Consider the following 19583-nt stretch of genomic DNA (forward strand, 5'->3'; position numbering starts at 1 on the left):
CCGCCTCCGCCAATTGGCTTCGGCGGGCTTTTACACCGCCGGGCCGGCGAAGCCTAGCGGAGACGGCAAGCCCGCGAAGACGGGTTCATTTGGGGTGGCCGCTCCCTATATGACGCACATGCGTCCGCAAGACATCCTGCTGCCAACTGCTGACGGCCTGTGCTGCAAGCCCGGCACCTTCCACATCGACCCTGTCCGCCCGGTCGAGCGGGCCGTGATCACCCACGGCCATTCCGACCACGCCCGCGCCGGCCATGGCGCGGTGCTGGCAACGCAGGAAACGCTGGACATGATGCGGCTGCGCTATGGCGAGAACTTTGCCGGCTCGACGCAAGCGATCCGCTATGGCGAGGAGATCGGGCTCGGCGACGTCCGTGTGACGTTTCACCCGGCCGGTCATGTGCTGGGCTCGGCGCAGATCGCTGTGACCTGCAAGGACACCTGCATCGTCGCCTCCGGCGACTACAAGGATGCGCCCGACCCGACCTGCACGCCGTTCGAACTCGTGCCCTGCGACGTCTTCATCACTGAAGCCACCTTCGGCCTGCCGGTGTTTCGCCATGGCGACGCCGCCGACGAGGTGAGGAAGCTGCTGGCCTCCGTTGCATTGTTTCCCGAGCGCGCGCATCTGGTCGGAGCCTATTCGCTCGGCAAGGCGCAGCGCGTGATCGCGCTGTTGCGACAGGCCGGCTATGACGCACCGATCTACCTGCATGGCGCGATGGAGAAGATCACCGAGTACTATCAGAGCCGAGGGGTCAATCTCGGCGAGCTCAAGCCGGTGATGGGCGTCAAGAAGGCGGCGCTCGCCGGCACCATCACGCTGGCGCCGCCGTCGGCCACCTCGGACCTCTGGACGCGGCGCTTTCCCGACCCCGTCACCGCCTTTGCCTCGGGGTGGATGCGGGTGCGTGCCCGCGCACGGCAGCGCGGCATCGAGCTGCCGCTGGTGATCTCCGACCACGCCGATTGGGACGGCCTCACCGCGACCATCGCCGCGACCGGCGCCGGCGAGATCTGGGTGACGCACGGCCAGGAAGATGCGCTGGTGCATTGGTGCAAGTCGCAAGGTCTTCGCGCGCAGCCGCTCGATCTCGTCGGCTATGGCGAGGAGGAGGAGAGCGAGACGCCGCTTCAAGATGAGGCCGAAGCATGAACCGCTTCGCCGAACTGCTGGATCGCCTCGCCTACGAGCCCGGCCGCAACAACAAGCTGCGGCTGATCACCGGCTATTTCCGCGAGGTCGGTGATCCCGACCGCGGCTACGCCCTGGCCGCGCTGACCGGCGCGCTGAGCTTCAAGCATGCCAAGCCCGCGCTGATCCGCGATTTGATCGCGGCGCGCACGGATGAGGTGCTGTTCGGGTTGTCCTACGACTACGTCGGCGATCTCTCGGAGACCGTGGCGCTGATGTGGCCGCGGCGGGTGCCCGGCAACGGAAAGTCTTTTCCGGGCCACCCCTCTCCCCCGCCCTCCCCCGCATCCGCCTTCGCTAAAGCTTCGGCGGACAAGAGGGGGGAGGGACAGAGCGCGGAGCAATCGACAAGCAAGACGCCGATAAACGCGGGCGAGTCAATTTCGCATCAGGAACATACTTCCTCCCCCCTCTTGTCCGCCGTAGCTCGAAGAGCGAAGGCGGATGCGGGGGAGGGGCAGGGAGAGGGGTACCGCGGGCGGGATGCTCATGAGTCCACACATCCAAGCAACCACAACAACCCACCGCCCCCCACCCTCACCGAAGTCGTCACCACGCTGCGCACGCTCGGCAAGACCGAGCTGCCAAAGCAGCTCGAACGCTGGCTCGACGAGCTTGACGAGACCGGCCGTTGGGCGCTGCTGAAGCTCGTCACCGGCGCGCTGCGCATCGGCATCTCCGCGCGGCTGGCGAAGACCGCGGCCGCGGCGCTCGGCGACAAGGACCCGCATGAGGTCGAGCTGATCTGGCCGGGGCTCAGCCCTCCCTATCTCGACCTGTTCGCCTGGCTGGAAGGCCGCGGCGAAAAGCCGGTCAATCGCGATCCCGCGCCGTTCCGCCCGGTGATGCTCGCGCACGCGATCGAGGACACGGATTTCGCCGCGCTCGATCCCGCCGACTACATCGCCGAATGGAAATGGGACGGCATCCGCGTGCAGGCGGTGGCGGGCCGCGATGAGCACGGGCAGATCACGGCGCGGCTCTATTCGCGCACCGGCGAGGACATCACGGGGAGCTTTCCGGACCTCGTGCCGTCGCTGCGGCTCGCAGGCGCAATCGACGGCGAGCTTCTGATTCTGCGCGAAGGCCGCGTGCAGAGTTTCAATGTTCTGCAACAGCGCCTCAACCGCAAGGTCGTTTCGCCGAAGCTGATCAAGGAGTTTCCGATCCATTTGCGCGCCTATGATCTGCTCGGCGACGACGAGAACGATCTGCGCGAGCTGCCCTTCGCGGAGCGGCGCGAACGGCTGGAGACGTTCATCGGCAAGCTCGACGATCCCCGCATCGACCTGTCGCCCACCGTGCCGTTCGCAAGCTGGCAGGCGCTGACCGCGGCGCGCGCCGATCCCGCGAGTGCCGGCGCGGGCGAAGATGCCGATGCCGTCGAAGGCGTCATGCTGAAGCGGCGCGATGCGCCTTACCTGCCGGGGCGGCCAAAAGGCCAGTGGTGGAAGTGGAAGCGCGATCCGCACATCATCGACGCCGTGCTGATGTATGCGCAGCGCGGCCACGGCAAGCGCTCGTCCTATTACTCCGATTACACCTTCGGCGTCTGGACCGAGGGCGAAGCCGGCGACGAGCTGGTGCCGGTCGGAAAAGCCTATTTCGGCTTCACCGACGAGGAGCTCTTGCAGATCGACCGTTTCGTCCGCCGCAACACCACCGAGAAATTCGGCCCCGTGCGCCACGTCGTGCACGAGCGCGACAAGGGGCTGGTGCTGGAGGTGGCGTTCGAGGGGCTGCAGCGTTCCCCGCGGCACAAATCCGGCGTCGCCATGCGCTTTCCCCGAATCAGCCGGCTGCGCTGGGACAAGCCGCCGCGCGAGGCTGACCGGCTGGAAACGCTGGAAAAGATGCTGAAGGCTGACGAATCCCTACCAACAATTAAGGTTGCGGCTTCCGCCGACAGCCATTGACGAGGGAATGCGGGTTCCCCATGTGCCCCGCCGTGACCTATAATGGGGTCGAATCCCCGCGAGGAGTTTGAGATGGTCCAAGACGTCAGAGATTTGCCGGCCGGCCGCAGCGATGGGCTGAACCGCTTTCTCGGCGGCTCGCCGCTGGCGGTCGCGTTTCGCCTGGTCCTGCTCTCGATCCTGGTCGGCGTCGTGCTCGCCGCGATCGGCTTCGATCCCTGGAATATCATCTACAGCATCCGCTTGCTGTTCCAGCGTCTGTGGGATCTCGGCTTCGACGCGGTGAACTGGCTGTGGCGCTACTTCCTGCTCGGCGCCGTCATCGTGGTTCCGATCTGGCTGCTCTCGCGCGTCTTCGGCGCGCCGCGCAACAGGTAAGGATTTGGGAGCCCGCAGCCGATGCAATTGCGCTTTGTCGGCTGCGGCGACGCCTTCGGCTCGGGCGGCAGGCTCAACACCTGCTTCCACATCTCAGGGCGCGCGGCCAACTTCCTGATCGATTGCGGCGCGTCGGCTCTGCCGTCGTTGAAGCGACTCGAGATCGACCGCAACGAGATCGACCTCATTCTCATCACGCATTTCCACGGCGACCATTTTGCCGGGCTGCCGTTTGTCCTGCTCGATGCGCAATTCTCGCGGCGGACCCGGCCGCTGACGATCGCGGGCCCGCAAGGCCTCGAGACGCGGCTCGGCCAAGTGATGGAGGCGCTGTTCGAGCACTCCTCGAAGACCAAGCAGCGCTTCGAGCTGAACCTCATCGAACTCGCGCCCGGGCGAAGCCAAACCTTTGGCGGGGTGAATGTGACGCCCTACCCGGTCGTGCACGGCGAATCCGGCGGGCCGTTCTTGGCCTACCGCGTCGAGGTTGAAGATCGCACGCTCGCCTACAGCGCCGATACCGAATGGACGGAGGCGCTCATTCCGCTGGCGCATGGCGCGGACCTTTTCATTGCGGAAGCCTATATGTACGAGAAGGTGGTCAAGAACCATCTCAGCCTGAAGACCTTGGAACAGCACCTCCCCGCCATCGGCGCCAAGCGGCTTGTCCTCACCCATATGAGCGACGACGTGCTGTCGCGCCTGGACGACGTACCGCATCTCGCCGCCGAAGACGGCATGGTGGTCGTGTTCTGACATGCACGCGCCCGTTCATCCCAGGATCGGTTCCCGCCAGGTCTTCACCATCGCCGGTCCCGCGATGGTCGCGAACCTCACCACGCCGCTGATCGGCGTAGTCTCGACCACCGCGATCGGGCGGCTCGACGATGCCGCGCTGCTTGGCGGCGTCGCGATGGCCTCCGTCATCTTCGACTGCCTGTTCTGGCTGTTCGGCTTCCTGCGCATGAGCACGCTCGCCTTCACGGCGCAGGCGCTCGGCGCGGGCGAGACACGCGAGCAGACCGTGATCCTGGTGCGCGGCTTCATTGTCGCGGGCCTGATCGGCGCCGCGCTGATCGTGCTGCAACTGCCGCTGGCCGCCGGGCTGTTCGACCTGATGGGCGGCAGCGAAGGCGTCACGCGCGCGGCAAAGACCTATTTCATGATCCGGATCTGGTCGTCGCCGTTCGCCTTCGCCAACTACGTCGTTCTCGGCTGGCTGGTGGGGCAGGCGCGCGCCAATCCGGCGCTGCTGCTGCAGGTCGTCATCAACCTCATCAACATGGCGGCGACGATCTTGCTGGTGCTGGTCTACGACACCGGCATCGCGGGCGCGGCGATCGCCGCACTGCTCTCGGAGACGATTGGCTTCGTGCTCGGCGTGATCGTCTGCCGGCGCTATGCGGATGGCGGCTTTGCGGTGCCCCTTGCCACGCTGCTCGACCGGGCAAAACTGATGCGGCTGCTGGCGGTGAACTCCGACATCATGATCCGTACCGCGGCGCTGATCGCCGTGTTCCTGTTCTTCACCGCCAAGGGCGCACGCGCCGGCGACGTCACGCTGGCGGCGAATTCCGTGCTGAACAATTTCCTGCTGGTCAGCGCCTTCTTCCTCGACGGTCTTGCGAACGCAGCCCAGCAGCTCTGCGGGCGCACGTTTGGCGCGCGTGATTCCAGGGGCTTTGCGGACTCGACCCGGCTGGTGCTGCTGTGGGGCCTCGGCTTCGCGCTGGTCGTCGCGGTGCTGTTCGCGCTGTTCGGGCCGAACCTGATCAATGTCATGACAGCGAGCGAGGACGTCCGCCGCGCCGCGCGCGAATTCCTGCCGTTCATCGTGCTCGCGCCGATCCCCGGCGTGTTCGCCTTCGGCTTCGACGGCATCTATGTCGGCGCGACCTGGGCGCGCGAGATGCGCAATCTAATGCTGTTATCGTTCACGATCTTTATCGGCGCCTGGTGGGCGCTGCAATCGTTCGGCAATGCCGGGCTGTGGAGCGCGCTGATCGCGTTCTACGTCGCGCGCGGCGGCTTGCAGGGCGCAAGGTATCCTGCGTTGTATCGGGTGACGTTTCCGAAATCGTAGATTCGTAGCCCGGATGGAGCGCAGCGAAATCCGGGGTCTTCGTGCTCGCGGAAAGATTCCCGGATTGCGCTGCGCTCCATCCGGGCTACTGGACGGTGGCTACATCCCCGGCCAGTCTTCCGCCGTGAGTGTCGCCGCGTCGGCGCCGACGATTTCGGACAGCGAATCCCGCCCTGTCCGCAGCAGCGTCGAGGTGAGATCGCGTTTGATCTCGTCGACGAGGCCGAGGCCCTTGTAGACCAGCGACGAATAGAGCTGGATCAGGCTCGCGCCGGCGCGGATCTTCGTCAGCGCGGCGCCGCCGGAATCCACGCCGCCGACGCCGATCAAGGGGAAGGCGCCCTCGACGCGCACATAGGTCTCCGCGACCATGCGCGTCGACAGGCGGAACAGCGGCCGGCCGGACAGACCACCCTGCTCCTTGGCGCGCATTTCCTCGCGCAGCGTGCTCGGCCGCGCGATCGTCGTGTTCGCCACGATCATGCCGTCGACCCGGCGCGAGCGCGCCACCTGCACGACGTCGTCGAGCTGGGCGAGGCTCAAATCAGGCGCGATCTTGAGCAGCACCGGCGTGTCGCCGGCCTTCTGGCGCACCCGCTCGCGCGCGTCGATCACCCTGGCGAGGAGATCGTCCAGCAGCGCGCCTTCCTGCAAATTGCGCAGGCCCGGCGTGTTCGGCGAGGAGACGTTGACGGTGAAATAGCTCGCGACCGGCGCAAAAGTCTCGATCAGCTTGACGTAATCGCCGACGCGATCCGGCGAATCCTTGTTGGCGCCGACATTGACCCCGACGATGCCGCCGTGCTGCGCACGCGCCGCGAGCCTACGCAGCGCGACTTCAGCGCCGTCATTGTTGAAGCCCATGCGGTTGATCACGGCCTCGTCGCGCTCCAGGCGAAACAGCCGCGGCCGCGGATTGCCGCTTTGCGGCTTCGGCGTCACCGAACCGATCTCGACGAAGCCGAAGCCGAGCCGCAGCAGCGCATCCGGCACCTCGGCGCTCTTGTCGAAGCCCGCGGCCATGCCGATCGGATTGGGGAAGTTGAGCCCGAAGGCGCGCACGGCGAGCTTGGGATCGTCAGGCCGCGGCTTGACCGGCGGCAGGAAGCGCAGGCCCTGGATCGCGAGGCGATGCGCATCCTCCGGATCGAGCCAGCGCAGCACCGGCAGCGAAAAGGCGTCGAAAGCGCGGATCACGGGATAAGCTCCGGAACGTCGTGGCCGCCATCGGAGCGCATGTTGAGGTTCATCACCGACAGCACCGCGCCGAGATCGAGCTCGCCATAGAGGTGCGGAAACAGCTCCTCATTGCGCGAGCGCTCCCAGCGCAATGCGCTGCCGAGCGCGTCGCCGTCGACCTCGACCAGGAACAGCGCGCGCTGCCCGAAATAGTGCTTGCGCAAGGTCTCGGGAACCTGGGGCGCGGTCGAAAAATGGATGAAACCGTCGCGCGAATCGTCCGCGCTGCCCCGGTAGACGCCCTGCCGTTCCGCCTCGCGCCAGGCCGAGGCCGGACAGATTTTGTAGATCTTGACCACCGCTCACGCAGCCCTGTTTGCTCTTTGAGTCTTTTGGGTTTTTTCGTCTCGTGCGGGTCCTCAAAACCCGGGCGCGACCGTAATGGCCGCCCCCTCCGAACTCAAGGCTTAGAGCCATTTCCGTTCCGATGAAATCGGAACGGGGCTTTAAATTCTTGTTTTGACGCGTTTTCTTGACGCGAACCGGTATCCGCTTCGCTTGAAAATGCTTCTCCCGCCACCCCTTGCGCGAAAAACGGAAAACCGGTTGATTTGAGGACAGTTTTCCTGAGTTGCGACGGGCTGGACCTTCCATGGTCAGACAGGCCAAAGCGCAGAGGATACTGACTCACGACCAGATCTGGGGAGCGCTGGATCGGCTGGCGGAGCGTGCCGGCCTGTCGCCGTCCGGCCTCGCCAAGCGGGCCGGGCTCGATCCCACCACCTTCAACAAGTCCAAGCGTGTCACCCCCGACGGGCGCGAGCGCTGGCCATCCACCGAATCGATCGCGAAAGCGCTGGCGGCGGCCGGCTCCTCGATGGACACCTTTGCCGGGTTGACCGGTGACGACGCCAGCGACGGCCGATCGGTGCCGCTGCTCGGCCTCGCGCTAGCCGGCGCGAGCGGAGCTTTCGACGAGTCCGGCTTTCCATCCGGCAAGGGCTGGACCGAACTTGCGCTTCCCACCGCCGAGGACAGTCGCGCCTTTGCGCTGGAGATTTCCGGCGATGCGCTTGCCCCGGCCTATCGCGACGGCGACGTCATCCTGATCTCGCCCCGCGCGCCGATCCGCAGAGGCGATCGAGTGGTGGTGAAGACCAAGGCGGGCGACGTGACGGTCGCGACGCTGAAGCGCCGCACGGCAAAGGCACTGGAATTGCAGCCGCTCGATGCATCGCAGGCCGAGCATACGATGGCGCCGAGCGACGTCGGCTGGATCGCGCGAATCGTGTGGGCGAGCCAGTGATTGCGTCGTGACCGCACCATGACGCCGGCCGCGCCGCTTCTCGCCCCGGCGACCTTGCGACTCACCATCCCTCTCGCATAGGTTGCGGCCGATTTTGCCGATCAAATTCATCGCAGGGGGATATGATGAATCGCCGTCACGCATTGAAGGCCCTGGCGGGTCTCGCACTCTGTCCGCTGTGCAAGCCGGCCTTTGCCGCCGAAGGCACGCATTGGAGCTACGAGGGCGCCGGCGGCCCGGCCAAATGGGGCGATATCGACGCGGCGAACAAGGCCTGCGCGGTCGGCTTGCAGCAATCGCCGATCGACATCGAGGGGACGATCAAGTCGCAATTGCCTGTTCTGAAGCTGAACTGGGGCAAGAGCGCCGACACCATCGTCAACAACGGGCACACGATCCAGCTCAACTTCGCCGAAGGCAGCACGCTCACGCTCGGCGATATCAAATACAAGCTGCTCCAGGTGCACTTCCACCGGCCGAGCGAGCACATGATCGGCGGCAAGAACTTTCCGATGGAAGCGCACTTCGTGCATCGCAACGATGCCGGCGGGCTCGCCGTGGTCGGCGTGCTGATGGCGGAAGGCAAGCCGAACACGGCCTTCGGCAAGATCGTCAAGACCATGCCGGCGGCGGAAGGCCCCGCGGTGAAGGCCGATGCAGCGATCGATCCCCACGCCATGCTGCCGCACAGGCTGAGCTATTTCCGCTACTCCGGCTCGCTGACGACCCCGCCCTGTTCGGAGGTCGTCGAATGGCTGCTGCTGACCGACCCGATCCAGGTGTCAGCCCCCGACGTCGCTGCGTTCGCAAAGCTCTATCCGATGAACGCGCGCCCGGTGCAGAAGGACAACCGGCGCTTCGTGCTGCGCTCGATCTGAGGCGCGCTTCAAATCTGTAGCCCGGATGAGCGTAGCGACATCCGGGCTACGGCATCTATTACGCACTTCGCGCCAGCGCGCCGTCGATCATGTTCACCGCGTTCTGCACGCCGTAGACCGCAACGAAGGAGCCGAAGCGCGGGCCCTTCTCCTGGCCGAGCAGCACCTGGTAGAGCATGTTGAACCAGTCGAGCGTCACGCCCGGACGGCCGTCCTTGCCCTTCTTGACCTGGTCGAGGAACGGCTCGCGGCGGCCGATCTCGTAGACGACGTTCTGGATGTCCTCGGCCGAGGATTCCTGCGGAAGCTGCGACAGCGCATCGCGCAGATCCTGCAACGCGGCGCGCTCAACCTCGGTCGGCTCGCGGAACTGCTTCGTCGGCGCCACGAAGTCACGATAATAGTTGATGGCATAGCCGACCATCGCATCGAGCTTCGGATGCGTTTGCGGGCTCACGCCGGGACGATAGCGACCGATGAAGCCCCACAGCGTCTCGGCATTCTCCGCATTCGACGACGACACCAGCGTCAAGAGGAGCTGGAACGTGACGGGCATGTCGCCCTTCGGCGGATGGCCGTTGTGGACGTGCCAGACCGGATTGCCGAGCTGCTGCTTGCCATCCTGCTTCGCAAAGCCGTCGATGAACTGCTGGTAGTCGTCGACGTTGCGCGGGATGACATCGAAATACAGCCGCTTGGCCGCCTTCGGCTCGCGATACATGAACAGCGACAGCGATTCCGGCGACGCATAGCGCAGCCATTCGTCGATGGTCAGGCCGTTGCCCTTCGACTTCGAGATCTTCTGGCCCTTCTCGTCGAGGAAGAGCTCGTAGTTGAAACCTTCGGGCGGCGTGGCGCCGAGCGCCTTGGCGATCGCACCGGACAACTTCACGGAGTCGATCAGGTCCTTGCCGGCCATCTCGTAGTCGACGCCGAGCGCGACCCAGCGCATCGCCCAGTCGGCCTTCCACTGGCACTTGACGTTGCCGCCCGTCACCGGCGTCTCGACTTCCTGGTTCGTGTCCGGATCGACATAGGTCACGGTACCGGCCGCGACGTCGCGCCGGATCATCGGCACCTGGAGCACGACACCGGTGGTCTTACTGATCGGCAGGAACGGCGAATAGGTGGCGCGGCGATCGGGGCCGAGCGTCGGCAGGATGATCGCCATCACCTTGTCGTAGGCAGCTAACATCTTCAGCAACGTCGCGTCGAAGCGGCCGGACGTATAATAGTCGGTCGAGCTCGCGAACTCGTAGTCGAAGCCGAAATGATCGAGGAAGGCGCGCAGGCGCGCGTTGTTGTGGTGCCCGAACGACGGGTACTCGTTGGAGAACGGATCCGGCACCCGCGTCAGCGGCTTGCCGAGATGCGCGGCCAGCATCTCCTTGTTGGGGACGTTGTCGGGCACTTTCCGAAACCCGTCCATGTCGTCGGAGAACGCCAGCAGGCGCGTCTTGATCTTGTCCTCGGTGAGCACGCGAAAGGCATGGCGCACCATCGAGGTGCGCGCGACCTCACCGAACGTGCCGATATGCGGCAGGCCGGACGGGCCGTAACCGGTCTCGAACAGCACCTCGTCCTTCGGGCTTTTCTTCAGCCGCGCGACAATGGCCTTCGCCTGCTCGAACGGCCAGGCGTTGGATTGTTCGGCGAGCGCACGCAGATCGCTCGGGTTCGCGGCAAGATCGATGACAGACATTCAGGGGCCTCCGGGCCGCGGAAAATAGCGATTTCCGGGCAGAATGCAAAAGTAGCAGCGCCTTTATCGTGGAATCGTAGGGTGGGCAAAGCGAAGCGTGCCCACCACTGCCAAAGACGGTGGGCACGGCGCTAGCGCGCCTTTGCCCACCCTACGGCACTAAAACGGGCTCACCGAAAAATACCGCAGCCACAGATCGGTGTAGCGGCCTTTCTCCCAGACGCGGAACAGGGCCCAGTTCAGGGCCTGGCGCAGCACGTCGTTGCCCTTGCGGACGGCGATGCCGATGCCCTCGCCGAAGAAACGGCTCTCGACAAAGGGGCCGCCGGAGAAGGCGCAGCAATCGCCGGAATCCGTGCCGTTGATCCAGAACGCCAGCGAGATGGCGTCGCCGAAGATGAAATCGACCTCGCCCTTGCGCAACGCCGCGCGCATCGCATCGTCGTTGGGATAGGGGTGCAGCTCGGCGTCGGTGAACATCGCCTTGAGGTACGCTTCGTGCGCGGAGCCGGCGATGACGCCGACTTTCTTGCCTTCGAGATATTCGGGCCGGATCTCCGGCATCACTGCGTCCTTGCGCGAGGCGAAGCGCGCCGGCACGCGGTAATAGGGATCGGTGAAATCAACGCGGACGCGGAGCTGCGGACTCACCGCCATCGAGGCGATGATGGCATCGCCCCGGTTGGAGGAGAGCGCGTCGACCAGGGTCTCGAAGCGGCGCATCTGCACCGTGCAGGTGACCTTGATCTCCTCGCACAGCGCGCGGGCGAGATCGACGTTGAAGCCGGCCGGATTGCCGTCGGCGCCGGTGTAGTTGAACGGCGGATAGTCGGTCTCGGTCAGGAAGCGGATCACGGTCAGGCGCGACAGGTCGGGCCGCTCCGGCCGCCGCCGCGGGTCCCAGAAGCCGGGCACAGCCTGCGGGGCCGCCTGAGGCGCGACCTGCGGCGTGGCCTGGGGCGCTGCCGGAGGCTGCTTGGCCGGGGCCGGGGCCTGCGCCTTTGCGGCGGGCAGGCCTACGAGCAGACATGCGCAGGCGACCAGCCCGGTCAGGACGCGGCGCACGGTTTTGGACGATTTTGCCTGTCGCGACGGGGCCATCGGCGGGAAATGAACGAATTTCGTTGGGATCGGAAGGCGTTATAGACCATCCCGCCGGGAACGCGAGCGCCGATTGCGGGATGGGTAAAGGTCTCTCAGCCGTCATGCCCGGGCTTGTCCCGCCTGCGGGGCCGAAGCCCATCCGGCGAGGCGAAGGCCCGGGCATCCACGAACATTAGCACCCCCCGAAGAACGTGGATGGCCGGGACAAGTGTTTAGCCCGGAGACATGGCTGACACCTGTTCGGACACATCACTGACAGGTTGGCCATTGGTCAAGTCGATCGATGCGACCTGCCAGCTGGCGAAGAAGATTCCGTAGTGGCCGTCACGATCCAGCGGCCGGATGGCAAGGCGTTCGCGGGCGAAGGCCTGGGGAACTTTCCAGAAGTGTCCCTTGAAGGAGATGTAGGGTCTTGTCGATGAGACCCTGCGCACGATCTCGCCGCTGTCGTATTCGACGTTCGGAACGCGGGCCGGCATGGGGCGAGCACTTGGCCGGAAGCGATCGGCAGGGACCTGCATATCGAGGCCTTGGTGAGGCCGCTCCAGATTGTAGACCGGCCGCCAGGCGTCGAAGGCGCGCTGGACTTCCGGGAGAGTTCGGAAGCGGCGCATTGCAAACACCTCGGCCTTCAGGGTGCGATGGAAGCGTTCGTTCTTGCCGCGGGCCTGTGGGTGGCATGGCCTTGCGTGCACCACCCTGACGCCAAGCTTGAGCAGCCACACCTTCAGTCCGGTCCAACGAATGCCGGACGTATCGCCCCAGGGTGAGCCATTGTCGGTGTAGAAGGCCTCCGGCAGGCCATAGCAGCGGAACGTCGTCGACAGGTGATTCTGCACGGTGAGGCGCTGCTCGTCGGCACATGCCTTCAGGCACAGCACGTAGCGCGAGTGATCGTCGACGATCGTTAGCGGATGGCACCGCGTCCCATTGGCGAGCGGCAGGTGACCCTTGAAGTCCATCTGCCACAGCAGGTTGGGAGCTTCCTTCTCGAACCGGTGGCCCGGATTGGGCGGCGCATTCTCACTCGGTTTGATCCGGTCGTTCCGACACAGGATCTGGTGCACCGTTGATGGCACAGGCACCGTCTGCCCGCCCCGCTTCAGGCAATGGGCAATCTTCCGTGCTCCCCAAGCCGGATGCTTGTCGCGTACAGCCAGGACTTCTGCCTCGACCGCAGCCTCACTCCGCTTGGGCATCGCATGCGGGCGCCGGGAACAGTCGGCCAGCTCCCGATCGCCGGCCTGCCAGCGCGCCAGCCACTTGTAGCCGACGTCAGGACTGATGTTGAACCGACGGCACAGTTCGCGCCGGTTGGCGCCCTCCTGCAAAGCCAGCCGCACAAACTCGTGGCGCTGATCCATCACTGACACCTCGCTCCAAGGCATGGACGGCCTCCCGAATCGGACCAATCCAGCCAATGTTGATGTGTCAGCTATGTCTCCGAACACCCGTCAGTGATCTGTCCGGGCTAAACAACAAGCCCGGCCATGACGATGTGGAGAGGACTGCGCCCGAAAGGGCCCTCAGAGATACCGCTTCAAATCGGCCGCGGCCTCTTCCGGCGTCCGCTTCATGTTGAACGGCGATACGAACCGCCCGTCGCGGTCCATCAGGTAGATCAGCGCGGTGTGGTCCATGGTGTAGTCACCGTCCTTGGTCGGGACCTTCTTGGCATAGACCCGGTAGGAGGTGATCACCTTGGCGGTCTCGGCGGGGTCGCCGCTGAGCCCTTCGAGGTGCGGGTCGAAGCTCGACAGATAGTCCTTCATCGTCGCCGGCGTATCGCGCTCGGGATCGACCGAGATGAAGACGGCATTGACCTTGTCGGCATCCTTGCCCATCGCGCGCAGCACCTCCGAGATCTCGAACAACGAGGTCGGGCAGACGTCGGGGCAATGAGTATAGCCGAAGAAGATCAGGGTCGGCTTGCCCTTCAGGTTCTTGTCGGTGACGGCCTTGCCGTGCTGGTCGGTGAGCTGGAACGGGCCGCCGATCGCGGCGGGCTGCGCCACCTTGCTGACCCCGCCCATCGCCCAGAACACGATCAGCAGTCCGACGACGAGGCTTGCAGCGAAGGCGGTCGCGATCACCAGCGGACGGGCAGTGGAGCTCATGAGCGGAAAACTTCCTGTCGCAGGTCAGAAGCAGGCGGCAAAGCCGGTCCTGATCATTTCGAAGAATACCTGGCTGCCGTAGTGGAACCAGAGCGCCAGCGCGCCGAGCACGACCAGACCGCCGATCCCCGCGCCAGCCAACAGCAGCACGAACGGCAGCCGGCCGGCAGTGGGCGAATTGTCCTGTAGCGGTTGGGCCGGGTGCAGTGGTTGAGCCATGACAACGATCGGGGCGAAGGCCCCGGTTCCCTGCCATTCAAATAGGTGTTGGCCCGGGCCCGGGCAAGCGCCGCGGGTGTTCCAAGGAATACTTCCCGGAGTCAGATCGCGCCGATGACGTCAGCGAAGCAGCTGGCCCCGAGCGGACTCCAGCTCTTCCGCTTGCGGGAGAGCCCGGCGCAGGGGTCGGTTGGTCGAGGCCTGCGCGTCGAGGTAGCAGGGCTTGTACATGGCCTGGAGCTGCTTGCCCCTCAGGAAGAGCATGTGCGGGGTGAGGCCGCCGCGCTGGTTGATCCAGCGCTTCACCTGCGAGGGATACATCGCATAGAGCATCTGGGTCGCTTCGGAGTTGGTCACCGCACGGCCGTTGGCGCCAAAATCCCAGGCGGCGTGGAAGCCGAGGGTCGCGTGCGAGGTCACACAGATGCGGTCGCGCGGAATGGCGCCGAGGACGATGGTGCAGGCCGAGGCACAGAGGCCGTCGATGATGACGGTGTCGCCTGACTGGCGCAGATCCTGGTACCTGTCGACGTAGGTTCCGATCCGGCCACCGCGGTCATCCGCAATCCGAACCACTGCGTGAGAAGCCCCCATGCCCGCGATCAGGAGAACCGCCGCGAGCAACCCCGTCAGAAACTTCATTGTCCCCCGCCCCAGTCGAATTCGAATCTGCGTGTCAGGTGGTGATGCGTTGCTAGCGTCCGTCCTAACCGTGGTTTTGTCTAGGCACGCCGGCTGGCTCAAAACAAATTCAAATCCAGTGTTGCGCCCGCGCTGCAGTCGGACGGCCCTAATCCCAAAGCGGAACAAGTTAACGATGCCTTATGCGCCACACCCTTGATCTCAGCTGCAACCGCTGGCTTCAATCCCGGGTAACTACAGGGGGGAACCTATGGCTGAAGAGACAGACGTCATCGTCGTCGGTGCGGGACTATCGGGACTGGTGGCCGCAACCGAGATTGCCGACGCGGGCAAGCGCGTGATCGTGGTCGACCAGGAGGGCGAGCAGTCGATCGGCGGCCAGGCATTCTGGTCGTTCGGCGGCTTGTTCCTGGTCAATTCGCCGGAGCAGCGCCGGCTCGGCATCAAGGACTCCTTCGACCTTGCCATGCAGGACTGGATCGGCACCGCCGGCTTCGACCGCGACGAGGATTTCTGGCCGCGCCAGTGGGCCGAGGCCTATGTGGCGTTTGCGGCGGGCGAGAAACGCGATTGGCTGCGCGCGATGGGGCATCGCATCTTCCCGGTGGTCGGCTGGGCCGAGCGCGGCGGCTATGACGCGATGGGCCACGGCAATTCGGTGCCGCGCTTCCACGTCACCTGGGGAACCGGCCCCGGCATCGTCGAGCCGTTCGAGCGCCGCGCGCGCGAGGCCATGAAGAGCGGCCGGCTGACTTTCAGGTTCCGCCATCGCGTCGATGCGCTCTCCATCACCAATGGCACGGTGGACGGCATCAGCGGCGCCGTGCTCGCCCCTGACAATGTCGAGCGTGGCAGGAGCTCGTCGCGCAACGTGGTCGGCGAGTTCGCGCTGAAGGCGCAGGCCGTGATCGTGGCGTCCGGCGGCATCGGCGGCAATCATGAGCTGGTGCGGCAGAACTGGCCGAAGCGGCTTGGCGAGCCGCCGAAGTTCATGATCTCCGGCGTGCCGGAGCATGTCGACGGCCGCATGATCGGCATCACCGAGAAATCGGGCGCGCGGCTGATCAACCGCGACCGCATGTGGCATTATGTCGAAGGCATCCAGAACTGGAATCCAATCTGGCCGCGCCACGGCATCCGCATCCTGCCCGGCCCGTCCTCGATGTGGTTCGACGCAACAGGCACGCGGCTGCCGGCGCCGTTGTTTCCCGGCTCCGACACGCTCGGCCAGCTCCAGTACATCATGTCCACCGGCTATGATTATTCCTGGTTCATCCTGACCCAGAGCATCATCAAGAAGGAATTTGCGCTGTCGGGCTCAGAGCAGAATCCCGATCTGACAGCCAAGAGCTGGCGGATGACCCTGCGCCGCGCCACCAACAAGGGCGCGCCGGCGCCGGTGGAGGCATTCAAAAGCCATGGTGTCGACTTCATCGTACGCGACAAGATCGAGGATCTCGTCGCGGCCATGAACAAGCTCGCCGACAGCGACCTCCTCAAGCTCGAGCACGTCAGGATGCAAATCGAGGCGCGCGACCGCGAGATCGCCAATCCCTACGTCAAGGATGCGCAGGTGATGAACATCCACAATGCGCGGCGCTATATCGGCGACAAGCTGATCCGCACCGCCTCTCCGCACCGCATCCTCGATCCCGCGCAGGGGCCGCTGATCGCGGTCAAGCTCAACATCCTCACCCGCAAGACGTTGGGCGGTTTCGAGACCGATCTCGACTCGCGCGTGTTCGGCAGCGAGGGTAGCGTCATTCCCGGCCTCTATGCGGTCGGCGAAGCCGCAGGCTTCGGCGGCGGCGGCGTGCACGGCTATCGCTCGCTGGAAGGCACCTTCCTCGGCGGCTGCCTGTTCTCGGGCCGCAATGCCGGCCGCGCCGCGGCGAAGGCCGTGGGCTAGATCATGCGGAGGTGGATGCAGATCGGGGCGCTTCTTGCGGCATTGGCCGCAGCCTCGGCCGCATCCGCCGATACGATCGACGTCAACGGCGTGAAGCGATCCTACACCGCGCAACTGCCGGCGAAGCGGCTGGTGCCGCTCGTGGTCGTGCTGCACGGCAAGACCCAGCGCGGCGCTGACATGGTCGCGCGAACGGCGTGGCCGCAGGTCGCGAAGCGCGAGGGTTTTGCCGTGGTCTTTCCTGATGGCCTCAACCATGCCTGGGCCGATGCGCGGACGAAGGCTGGACCGGCGCTGCGTGGCCCGCCCGAGGGCACCGACGACGTCGCCTTCATCGCAAAGCTGGTCGAGACGCTGGTGACGAACGGCACGGCGGACCCGAAGCGGGTCTATGTCGCCGGCATCTCCAATGGCGGCGCCATGGCGATGACGCTGGTTTGCGCGCGCGCCGATCTGTTTGCGGCGGGCGCGAGCGTGATCATGAATCTCACGGATGAGGCCGCAGTCACCTGCCATCCATCGCGGCCGTTGCCGATGCTGCTCATCAACGGCACGGCCGACCCGCTGGTCCCCTACGAGGGAGGACGGGGATCGAGCTATTATGCCGCAGACGGGTTCTGGTCCACCGAAGAGACGCTGGCTTTCTGGCGCAAGCTCAATGGTTGCGAGACCGACGACGCCGAGGTGACCGATTTGCCCGAGAAGGCGCCCGCGGATCAGTCTACGGTCACACGGATCTCCTCACGCTGTCCCAAAGGGCACGACGTCGTGCTCTATCGCATCAACCATGGCGGCCACCGCATGCCCGGCTTCGCTCCGGATGCCCGCTTCCCGAAGGTTGCAACCAGCCTGCTCGGGCCGCAGAACCGCGACATCGACGGCGCCGAGACGATCTGGTCGTTTTTCAGTCAGTTTCCGTGAACGACGCTTGCATCAGCGGGCAACGCATGCGTGCCCGGCAACGCATGCGTGCCTGGGGTGGCAGAGCTGGGGGCGCTGGGTTAGACAGGGCCGCCATTCCCACCAGGAGATCCCCCAATGAGCATTCAGCGTTTCGAAACCGGCCCGCGCATGAGCCAGGTCGTCGTGCACGGCAACACCGTCTATCTCGCCGGCGTCGTCGCCAACAAGGCCGCCGGTGAAAGCGTCACGAAGCAGACCCAGGACATCCTGGCGACGATCGACAGCCATCTCGCCAAGGCCGGCACCGACAAGTCGAAGCTGCTCTCGGCCACGATCTACATCACCGACATGAAGACCTTTGCCGAGATGAACGCGGTGTGGGACGCCTGGGTCTCGCCCGGCAACACCCCGGCTCGCGCCACTGTCGAAGCCAAGCTCGCGGCGGCTCAGTACACCGTCGAGATCATGGTCACCGCGGCGAAGTAAATTCGCGCTGAAATTGTTGCGAACGTCCGAAGCGCGATGAGAGCATCATCGCGCTTCTTTTCTGCGTGCGCATGACCTCCGAGGTAATCGATCTGCGCGTGCGAACCTTCGATAGTCGAGACAGCCGAACACGGCGCCATCGAAGGAGAACACCATGACCGACCCCGTCACCATCGCCCGCCGCTACATCGAGCTCTGGAACGAGCGCACCGCAGGCCGCCGTCGCGAACTGCTCAGCGAGAACTGGACGGCGGATGCGAGCTATGTCGATCCCCTGATGAAGGGCGACGGCCGGGACGGCATCGACGCGCTGATCGCGGGCGTGCAGCAGCGCTTTCCCGACTTCAAGTTCACGCTGATCGGCGAGCCCAACGGCTACGGCGAGCATGTCCGCTTTTCGTGGGGCCTTGGTCCCGACGGTGTCGACAGCCCGATCAAGGGGACGGATTTCGCCGTGCTGAAGGACGGCCGCATCAGGAGCATCACGGGATTTCTGGACCAGGTGCCCGCGGGCGCGTGACGACACTGCCCGTTGCTGTGCCCTCTCCCCTTGCGGGAGAGGGCATCTCCGCTCGTAGACGCAGGCTCACTGGGGTGAGGGGTATCTCTCCGCGCGAGAATCTTGAGAGTTGAGTTCGCGGAGGCATACCCCTCATCCGGCGCTTCGCGCCACCTTCTCCCACAAGGGGAGAAGGAAGAAAGAAGCGCGCATCGACTGCAATCAAGCCAACCGATACGCAGCCTTCGCATTCACACCAAACGCCTTCTCGCGAACCTGCGGCCCGAGCCTCGTCAAACTCGCCTCCAGCGCCCCCTTGATCTCGCCATAACTCCCGGCAAGCAGACACACCGGCCAGTCCGAGCCGAAGATCAGGCGATCCTCGCCAAAACATGTTGCGGCATGTTCGACGAACGGAAACAGCCGCTCCGCATCCCAGTCACTCCACACCGCTTCCGTCGCCAGGCCCGAAATCTTGCACCAGACATTACCGCAGGCCGCGAGAGCTTTGATGCGATCGGCCCATTCGGCGCTGCCGCCGTCGGCGATCGGCGGTTTTGCGGCGTGGTCGAGCACGAAACGCGCTTGCGGAAAGGCCTGCGCGGTTGCGATCGCGGCGGGCAGTTCGCGGGTGCGGACGAGAAAATCGTAGGCGAGATCGCGGGCGAACGTTGCGGTGAGGCCGCGTTGAACGTCCTCGCGCAACAACCAGTCCGAATCGGCCTCGTCATGCACCTGGTGACGAATGCCGACCAGCTTGTCGCCGTCGGGCGAAGCGCGCAAGCGGTCGAGCGTGTCGCCAAGCGCACCGTCCGTCAGATCAGCCCAGCCGACGACGCCAATCACCGAGGGCGTCGCATGCGCGATCCGCAAGAATTCCTCGGTCTCCTCCAGCGCGGAGCGGCACTGCACCAATATGCTCGCGTCGATGCCGTTTGCTTTCAACAGCGGCGCGAGATCGGCGGGGCCGAAGGCGCGGCGGATCGAGGCCAATTCCGGCGCGTCCATCCAGGGATAGTCGGCGCGCGTCGGATCCCAGAAATGCTGATGGCCGTCGATGATCATGC

At 65.1% G+C, this 19583-nt stretch carries 20 protein-coding genes; 11 read left to right on the top strand and 9 right to left on the bottom strand.

Annotation, left to right across the window (positions count from 1 at the left end):
- Positions 1–118: 118 nt before the first annotated feature.
- From AB7290_RS40555 to AB7290_RS40575, 5 genes are all read left to right on the top strand, one after another.
- A complete protein-coding gene (locus AB7290_RS40555; RefSeq protein WP_085398189.1) occupies positions 119–1156 on the top strand; it encodes a ligase-associated DNA damage response exonuclease in 1038 nt (345 codons plus the stop codon).
- Complete coding sequence (locus AB7290_RS40560) at positions 1153–3111, top strand: ATP-dependent DNA ligase (protein WP_135215208.1); 1959 nt, start codon at positions 1153–1155, stop codon at positions 3109–3111. The genes AB7290_RS40555 and AB7290_RS40560 overlap by 4 nt, the downstream gene beginning before the upstream one ends.
- 72 nt (positions 3112–3183) lie before the next feature.
- Positions 3184–3489, top strand: coding sequence for a DUF6460 domain-containing protein (locus AB7290_RS40565; protein WP_063979849.1), 306 nt, complete (start codon positions 3184–3186; stop codon positions 3487–3489).
- Positions 3490–3510: 21 nt separating this feature from the next.
- Positions 3511–4245, top strand: coding sequence for an MBL fold metallo-hydrolase (locus AB7290_RS40570; RefSeq protein WP_085398357.1), 735 nt, complete (start codon positions 3511–3513; stop codon positions 4243–4245).
- A 1-nt stretch (position 4246) separates the two neighbouring features.
- Entirely contained in the window at positions 4247–5572 is a 1326-nt protein-coding gene (locus tag AB7290_RS40575; RefSeq protein WP_085398356.1) for an MATE family efflux transporter, read from the top strand.
- Positions 5573–5671: 99 nt separating this feature from the next.
- On the opposite strand, the gene AB7290_RS40580 is transcribed toward AB7290_RS40575, so the two are convergent.
- Positions 5672–6769: a quinone-dependent dihydroorotate dehydrogenase gene (locus AB7290_RS40580; RefSeq protein ID WP_063979852.1), complete on the bottom strand. Its 1098-nt coding sequence runs from the start codon at positions 6767–6769 to the stop codon at positions 5672–5674.
- On the bottom strand, positions 6766–7110 hold the full coding sequence (locus AB7290_RS40585) for a DUF952 domain-containing protein (protein WP_071909157.1): 345 nt from the start codon (positions 7108–7110) through the stop codon (positions 6766–6768). The genes AB7290_RS40580 and AB7290_RS40585 overlap by 4 nt, the downstream gene beginning before the upstream one ends.
- A 293-nt stretch (positions 7111–7403) precedes the next feature.
- On the opposite strand from AB7290_RS40585, the gene AB7290_RS40590 reads away from it, so the two are divergent.
- Positions 7404–8057: a S24 family peptidase gene (locus tag AB7290_RS40590; protein WP_085398355.1), complete on the top strand. Its 654-nt coding sequence runs from the start codon at positions 7404–7406 to the stop codon at positions 8055–8057.
- Positions 8058–8182: 125 nt separating this feature from the next.
- A complete protein-coding gene (locus AB7290_RS40595) occupies positions 8183–8935 on the top strand; it encodes a carbonic anhydrase (RefSeq protein ID WP_085398359.1) in 753 nt (250 codons plus the stop codon).
- A gap of 58 nt (positions 8936–8993) precedes the next feature.
- Here the strand turns inward: AB7290_RS40595 and AB7290_RS40600 are convergent, their stop codons facing one another.
- The 6 genes from AB7290_RS40600 to AB7290_RS40625 all read right to left on the bottom strand — a co-directional run bounded on the left by AB7290_RS40600 (position 8994) and on the right by AB7290_RS40625 (position 14719).
- Complete coding sequence (locus AB7290_RS40600; protein WP_085398354.1) at positions 8994–10637, bottom strand: lysine--tRNA ligase; 1644 nt, start codon at positions 10635–10637, stop codon at positions 8994–8996.
- 159 nt (positions 10638–10796) lie between these two features.
- Positions 10797–11738, bottom strand: coding sequence for a transporter substrate-binding domain-containing protein (locus tag AB7290_RS40605; protein WP_085398353.1), 942 nt, complete (start codon positions 11736–11738; stop codon positions 10797–10799).
- A 215-nt stretch (positions 11739–11953) separates the two neighbouring features.
- Positions 11954–13129 (bottom strand): IS481 family transposase, encoded by a 1176-nt coding sequence (locus AB7290_RS40610; protein ID WP_085398134.1) that lies wholly within the window; start codon positions 13127–13129, stop codon positions 11954–11956.
- 138 nt (positions 13130–13267) lie between these two features.
- Positions 13268–13858, bottom strand: a complete 591-nt coding sequence (locus AB7290_RS40615) for an SCO family protein (RefSeq protein WP_014491337.1) — start codon at positions 13856–13858, stop codon at positions 13268–13270.
- A 24-nt stretch (positions 13859–13882) separates the two neighbouring features.
- The gene (locus AB7290_RS40620) at positions 13883–14077 is read right to left on the bottom strand and encodes a hypothetical protein (RefSeq protein ID WP_028160269.1); all 195 of its coding nucleotides are present in this window, start codon (positions 14075–14077) and stop codon (positions 13883–13885) included.
- A 120-nt stretch (positions 14078–14197) separates the two neighbouring features.
- Complete coding sequence (locus AB7290_RS40625; RefSeq protein ID WP_085399635.1) at positions 14198–14719, bottom strand: hypothetical protein; 522 nt, start codon at positions 14717–14719, stop codon at positions 14198–14200.
- 250 nt (positions 14720–14969) lie between these two features.
- On the opposite strand from AB7290_RS40625, the gene AB7290_RS40630 reads away from it, so the two are divergent.
- The 4 genes from AB7290_RS40630 to AB7290_RS40645 all read left to right on the top strand — a co-directional run bounded on the left by AB7290_RS40630 (position 14970) and on the right by AB7290_RS40645 (position 18537).
- Positions 14970–16628 (top strand): FAD-binding dehydrogenase, encoded by a 1659-nt coding sequence (locus AB7290_RS40630; protein ID WP_085399634.1) that lies wholly within the window; start codon positions 14970–14972, stop codon positions 16626–16628.
- Positions 16629–16631: 3 nt separating this feature from the next.
- On the top strand, positions 16632–17549 hold the full coding sequence (locus tag AB7290_RS40635) for an alpha/beta hydrolase family esterase (RefSeq protein WP_094183948.1): 918 nt from the start codon (positions 16632–16634) through the stop codon (positions 17547–17549).
- Positions 17550–17666: 117 nt separating this feature from the next.
- Positions 17667–18017: a RidA family protein gene (locus AB7290_RS40640; protein ID WP_014491332.1), complete on the top strand. Its 351-nt coding sequence runs from the start codon at positions 17667–17669 to the stop codon at positions 18015–18017.
- A 154-nt stretch (positions 18018–18171) separates the two neighbouring features.
- Positions 18172–18537 (top strand): nuclear transport factor 2 family protein, encoded by a 366-nt coding sequence (locus tag AB7290_RS40645; RefSeq protein WP_063979860.1) that lies wholly within the window; start codon positions 18172–18174, stop codon positions 18535–18537.
- A gap of 201 nt (positions 18538–18738) precedes the next feature.
- Here AB7290_RS40645 and AB7290_RS40650 read toward each other — a convergent pair whose 3' ends face one another.
- Positions 18739–19581 (bottom strand): amidohydrolase family protein, encoded by an 843-nt coding sequence (locus AB7290_RS40650; RefSeq protein ID WP_085399633.1) that lies wholly within the window; start codon positions 19579–19581, stop codon positions 18739–18741.
- Positions 19582–19583: the final 2 nt, after the last annotated feature.

The sequence above is a fragment of the Bradyrhizobium sp. 613_E4_N2_2 genome (genome assembly GCF_052075995.1).
GTDB classification, from domain to species: domain Bacteria; phylum Pseudomonadota; class Alphaproteobacteria; order Rhizobiales; family Xanthobacteraceae; genus Bradyrhizobium; species Bradyrhizobium barranii.

Bases quoted from the DNA above. Each gene is read 5' to 3' on its own strand.
- AB7290_RS40555 (WP_085398189.1), top strand. From the start codon at position 119: ATGCGTCCGCAAGACATCCTGCTGCCAACTGCTGACGGCCTGTGCTGC.
- AB7290_RS40590 (WP_085398355.1), top strand. From the start codon at position 7,404: ATGGTCAGACAGGCCAAAGCGCAGAGGATACTGACTCACGACCAGATC.
- AB7290_RS40650 (WP_085399633.1), bottom strand. From the start codon at position 19,581: ATGATCATCGACGGCCATCAGCATTTCTGGGATCCGACGCGCGCCGAC.
- AB7290_RS40605 (WP_085398353.1), bottom strand. From the start codon at position 11,738: ATGGCCCCGTCGCGACAGGCAAAATCGTCCAAAACCGTGCGCCGCGTC.
- AB7290_RS40625 (WP_085399635.1), bottom strand. From the start codon at position 14,719: ATGAAGTTTCTGACGGGGTTGCTCGCGGCGGTTCTCCTGATCGCGGGC.
- AB7290_RS40595 (WP_085398359.1), top strand. From the start codon at position 8,183: ATGAATCGCCGTCACGCATTGAAGGCCCTGGCGGGTCTCGCACTCTGT.
- AB7290_RS40610 (WP_085398134.1), bottom strand. From the start codon at position 13,129: ATGCCTTGGAGCGAGGTGTCAGTGATGGATCAGCGCCACGAGTTTGTG.
- AB7290_RS40615 (WP_014491337.1), bottom strand. From the start codon at position 13,858: ATGAGCTCCACTGCCCGTCCGCTGGTGATCGCGACCGCCTTCGCTGCA.
- AB7290_RS40565 (WP_063979849.1), top strand. From the start codon at position 3,184: ATGGTCCAAGACGTCAGAGATTTGCCGGCCGGCCGCAGCGATGGGCTG.
- AB7290_RS40575 (WP_085398356.1), top strand. From the start codon at position 4,247: ATGCACGCGCCCGTTCATCCCAGGATCGGTTCCCGCCAGGTCTTCACC.
- AB7290_RS40630 (WP_085399634.1), top strand. From the start codon at position 14,970: ATGGCTGAAGAGACAGACGTCATCGTCGTCGGTGCGGGACTATCGGGA.
- AB7290_RS40620 (WP_028160269.1), bottom strand. From the start codon at position 14,077: ATGGCTCAACCACTGCACCCGGCCCAACCGCTACAGGACAATTCGCCC.
- AB7290_RS40640 (WP_014491332.1), top strand. From the start codon at position 17,667: ATGAGCATTCAGCGTTTCGAAACCGGCCCGCGCATGAGCCAGGTCGTC.
- AB7290_RS40560 (WP_135215208.1), top strand. From the start codon at position 1,153: ATGAACCGCTTCGCCGAACTGCTGGATCGCCTCGCCTACGAGCCCGGC.
- AB7290_RS40600 (WP_085398354.1), bottom strand. From the start codon at position 10,637: ATGTCTGTCATCGATCTTGCCGCGAACCCGAGCGATCTGCGTGCGCTC.
- AB7290_RS40570 (WP_085398357.1), top strand. From the start codon at position 3,511: ATGCAATTGCGCTTTGTCGGCTGCGGCGACGCCTTCGGCTCGGGCGGC.
- AB7290_RS40635 (WP_094183948.1), top strand. From the start codon at position 16,632: ATGCGGAGGTGGATGCAGATCGGGGCGCTTCTTGCGGCATTGGCCGCA.
- AB7290_RS40645 (WP_063979860.1), top strand. From the start codon at position 18,172: ATGACCGACCCCGTCACCATCGCCCGCCGCTACATCGAGCTCTGGAAC.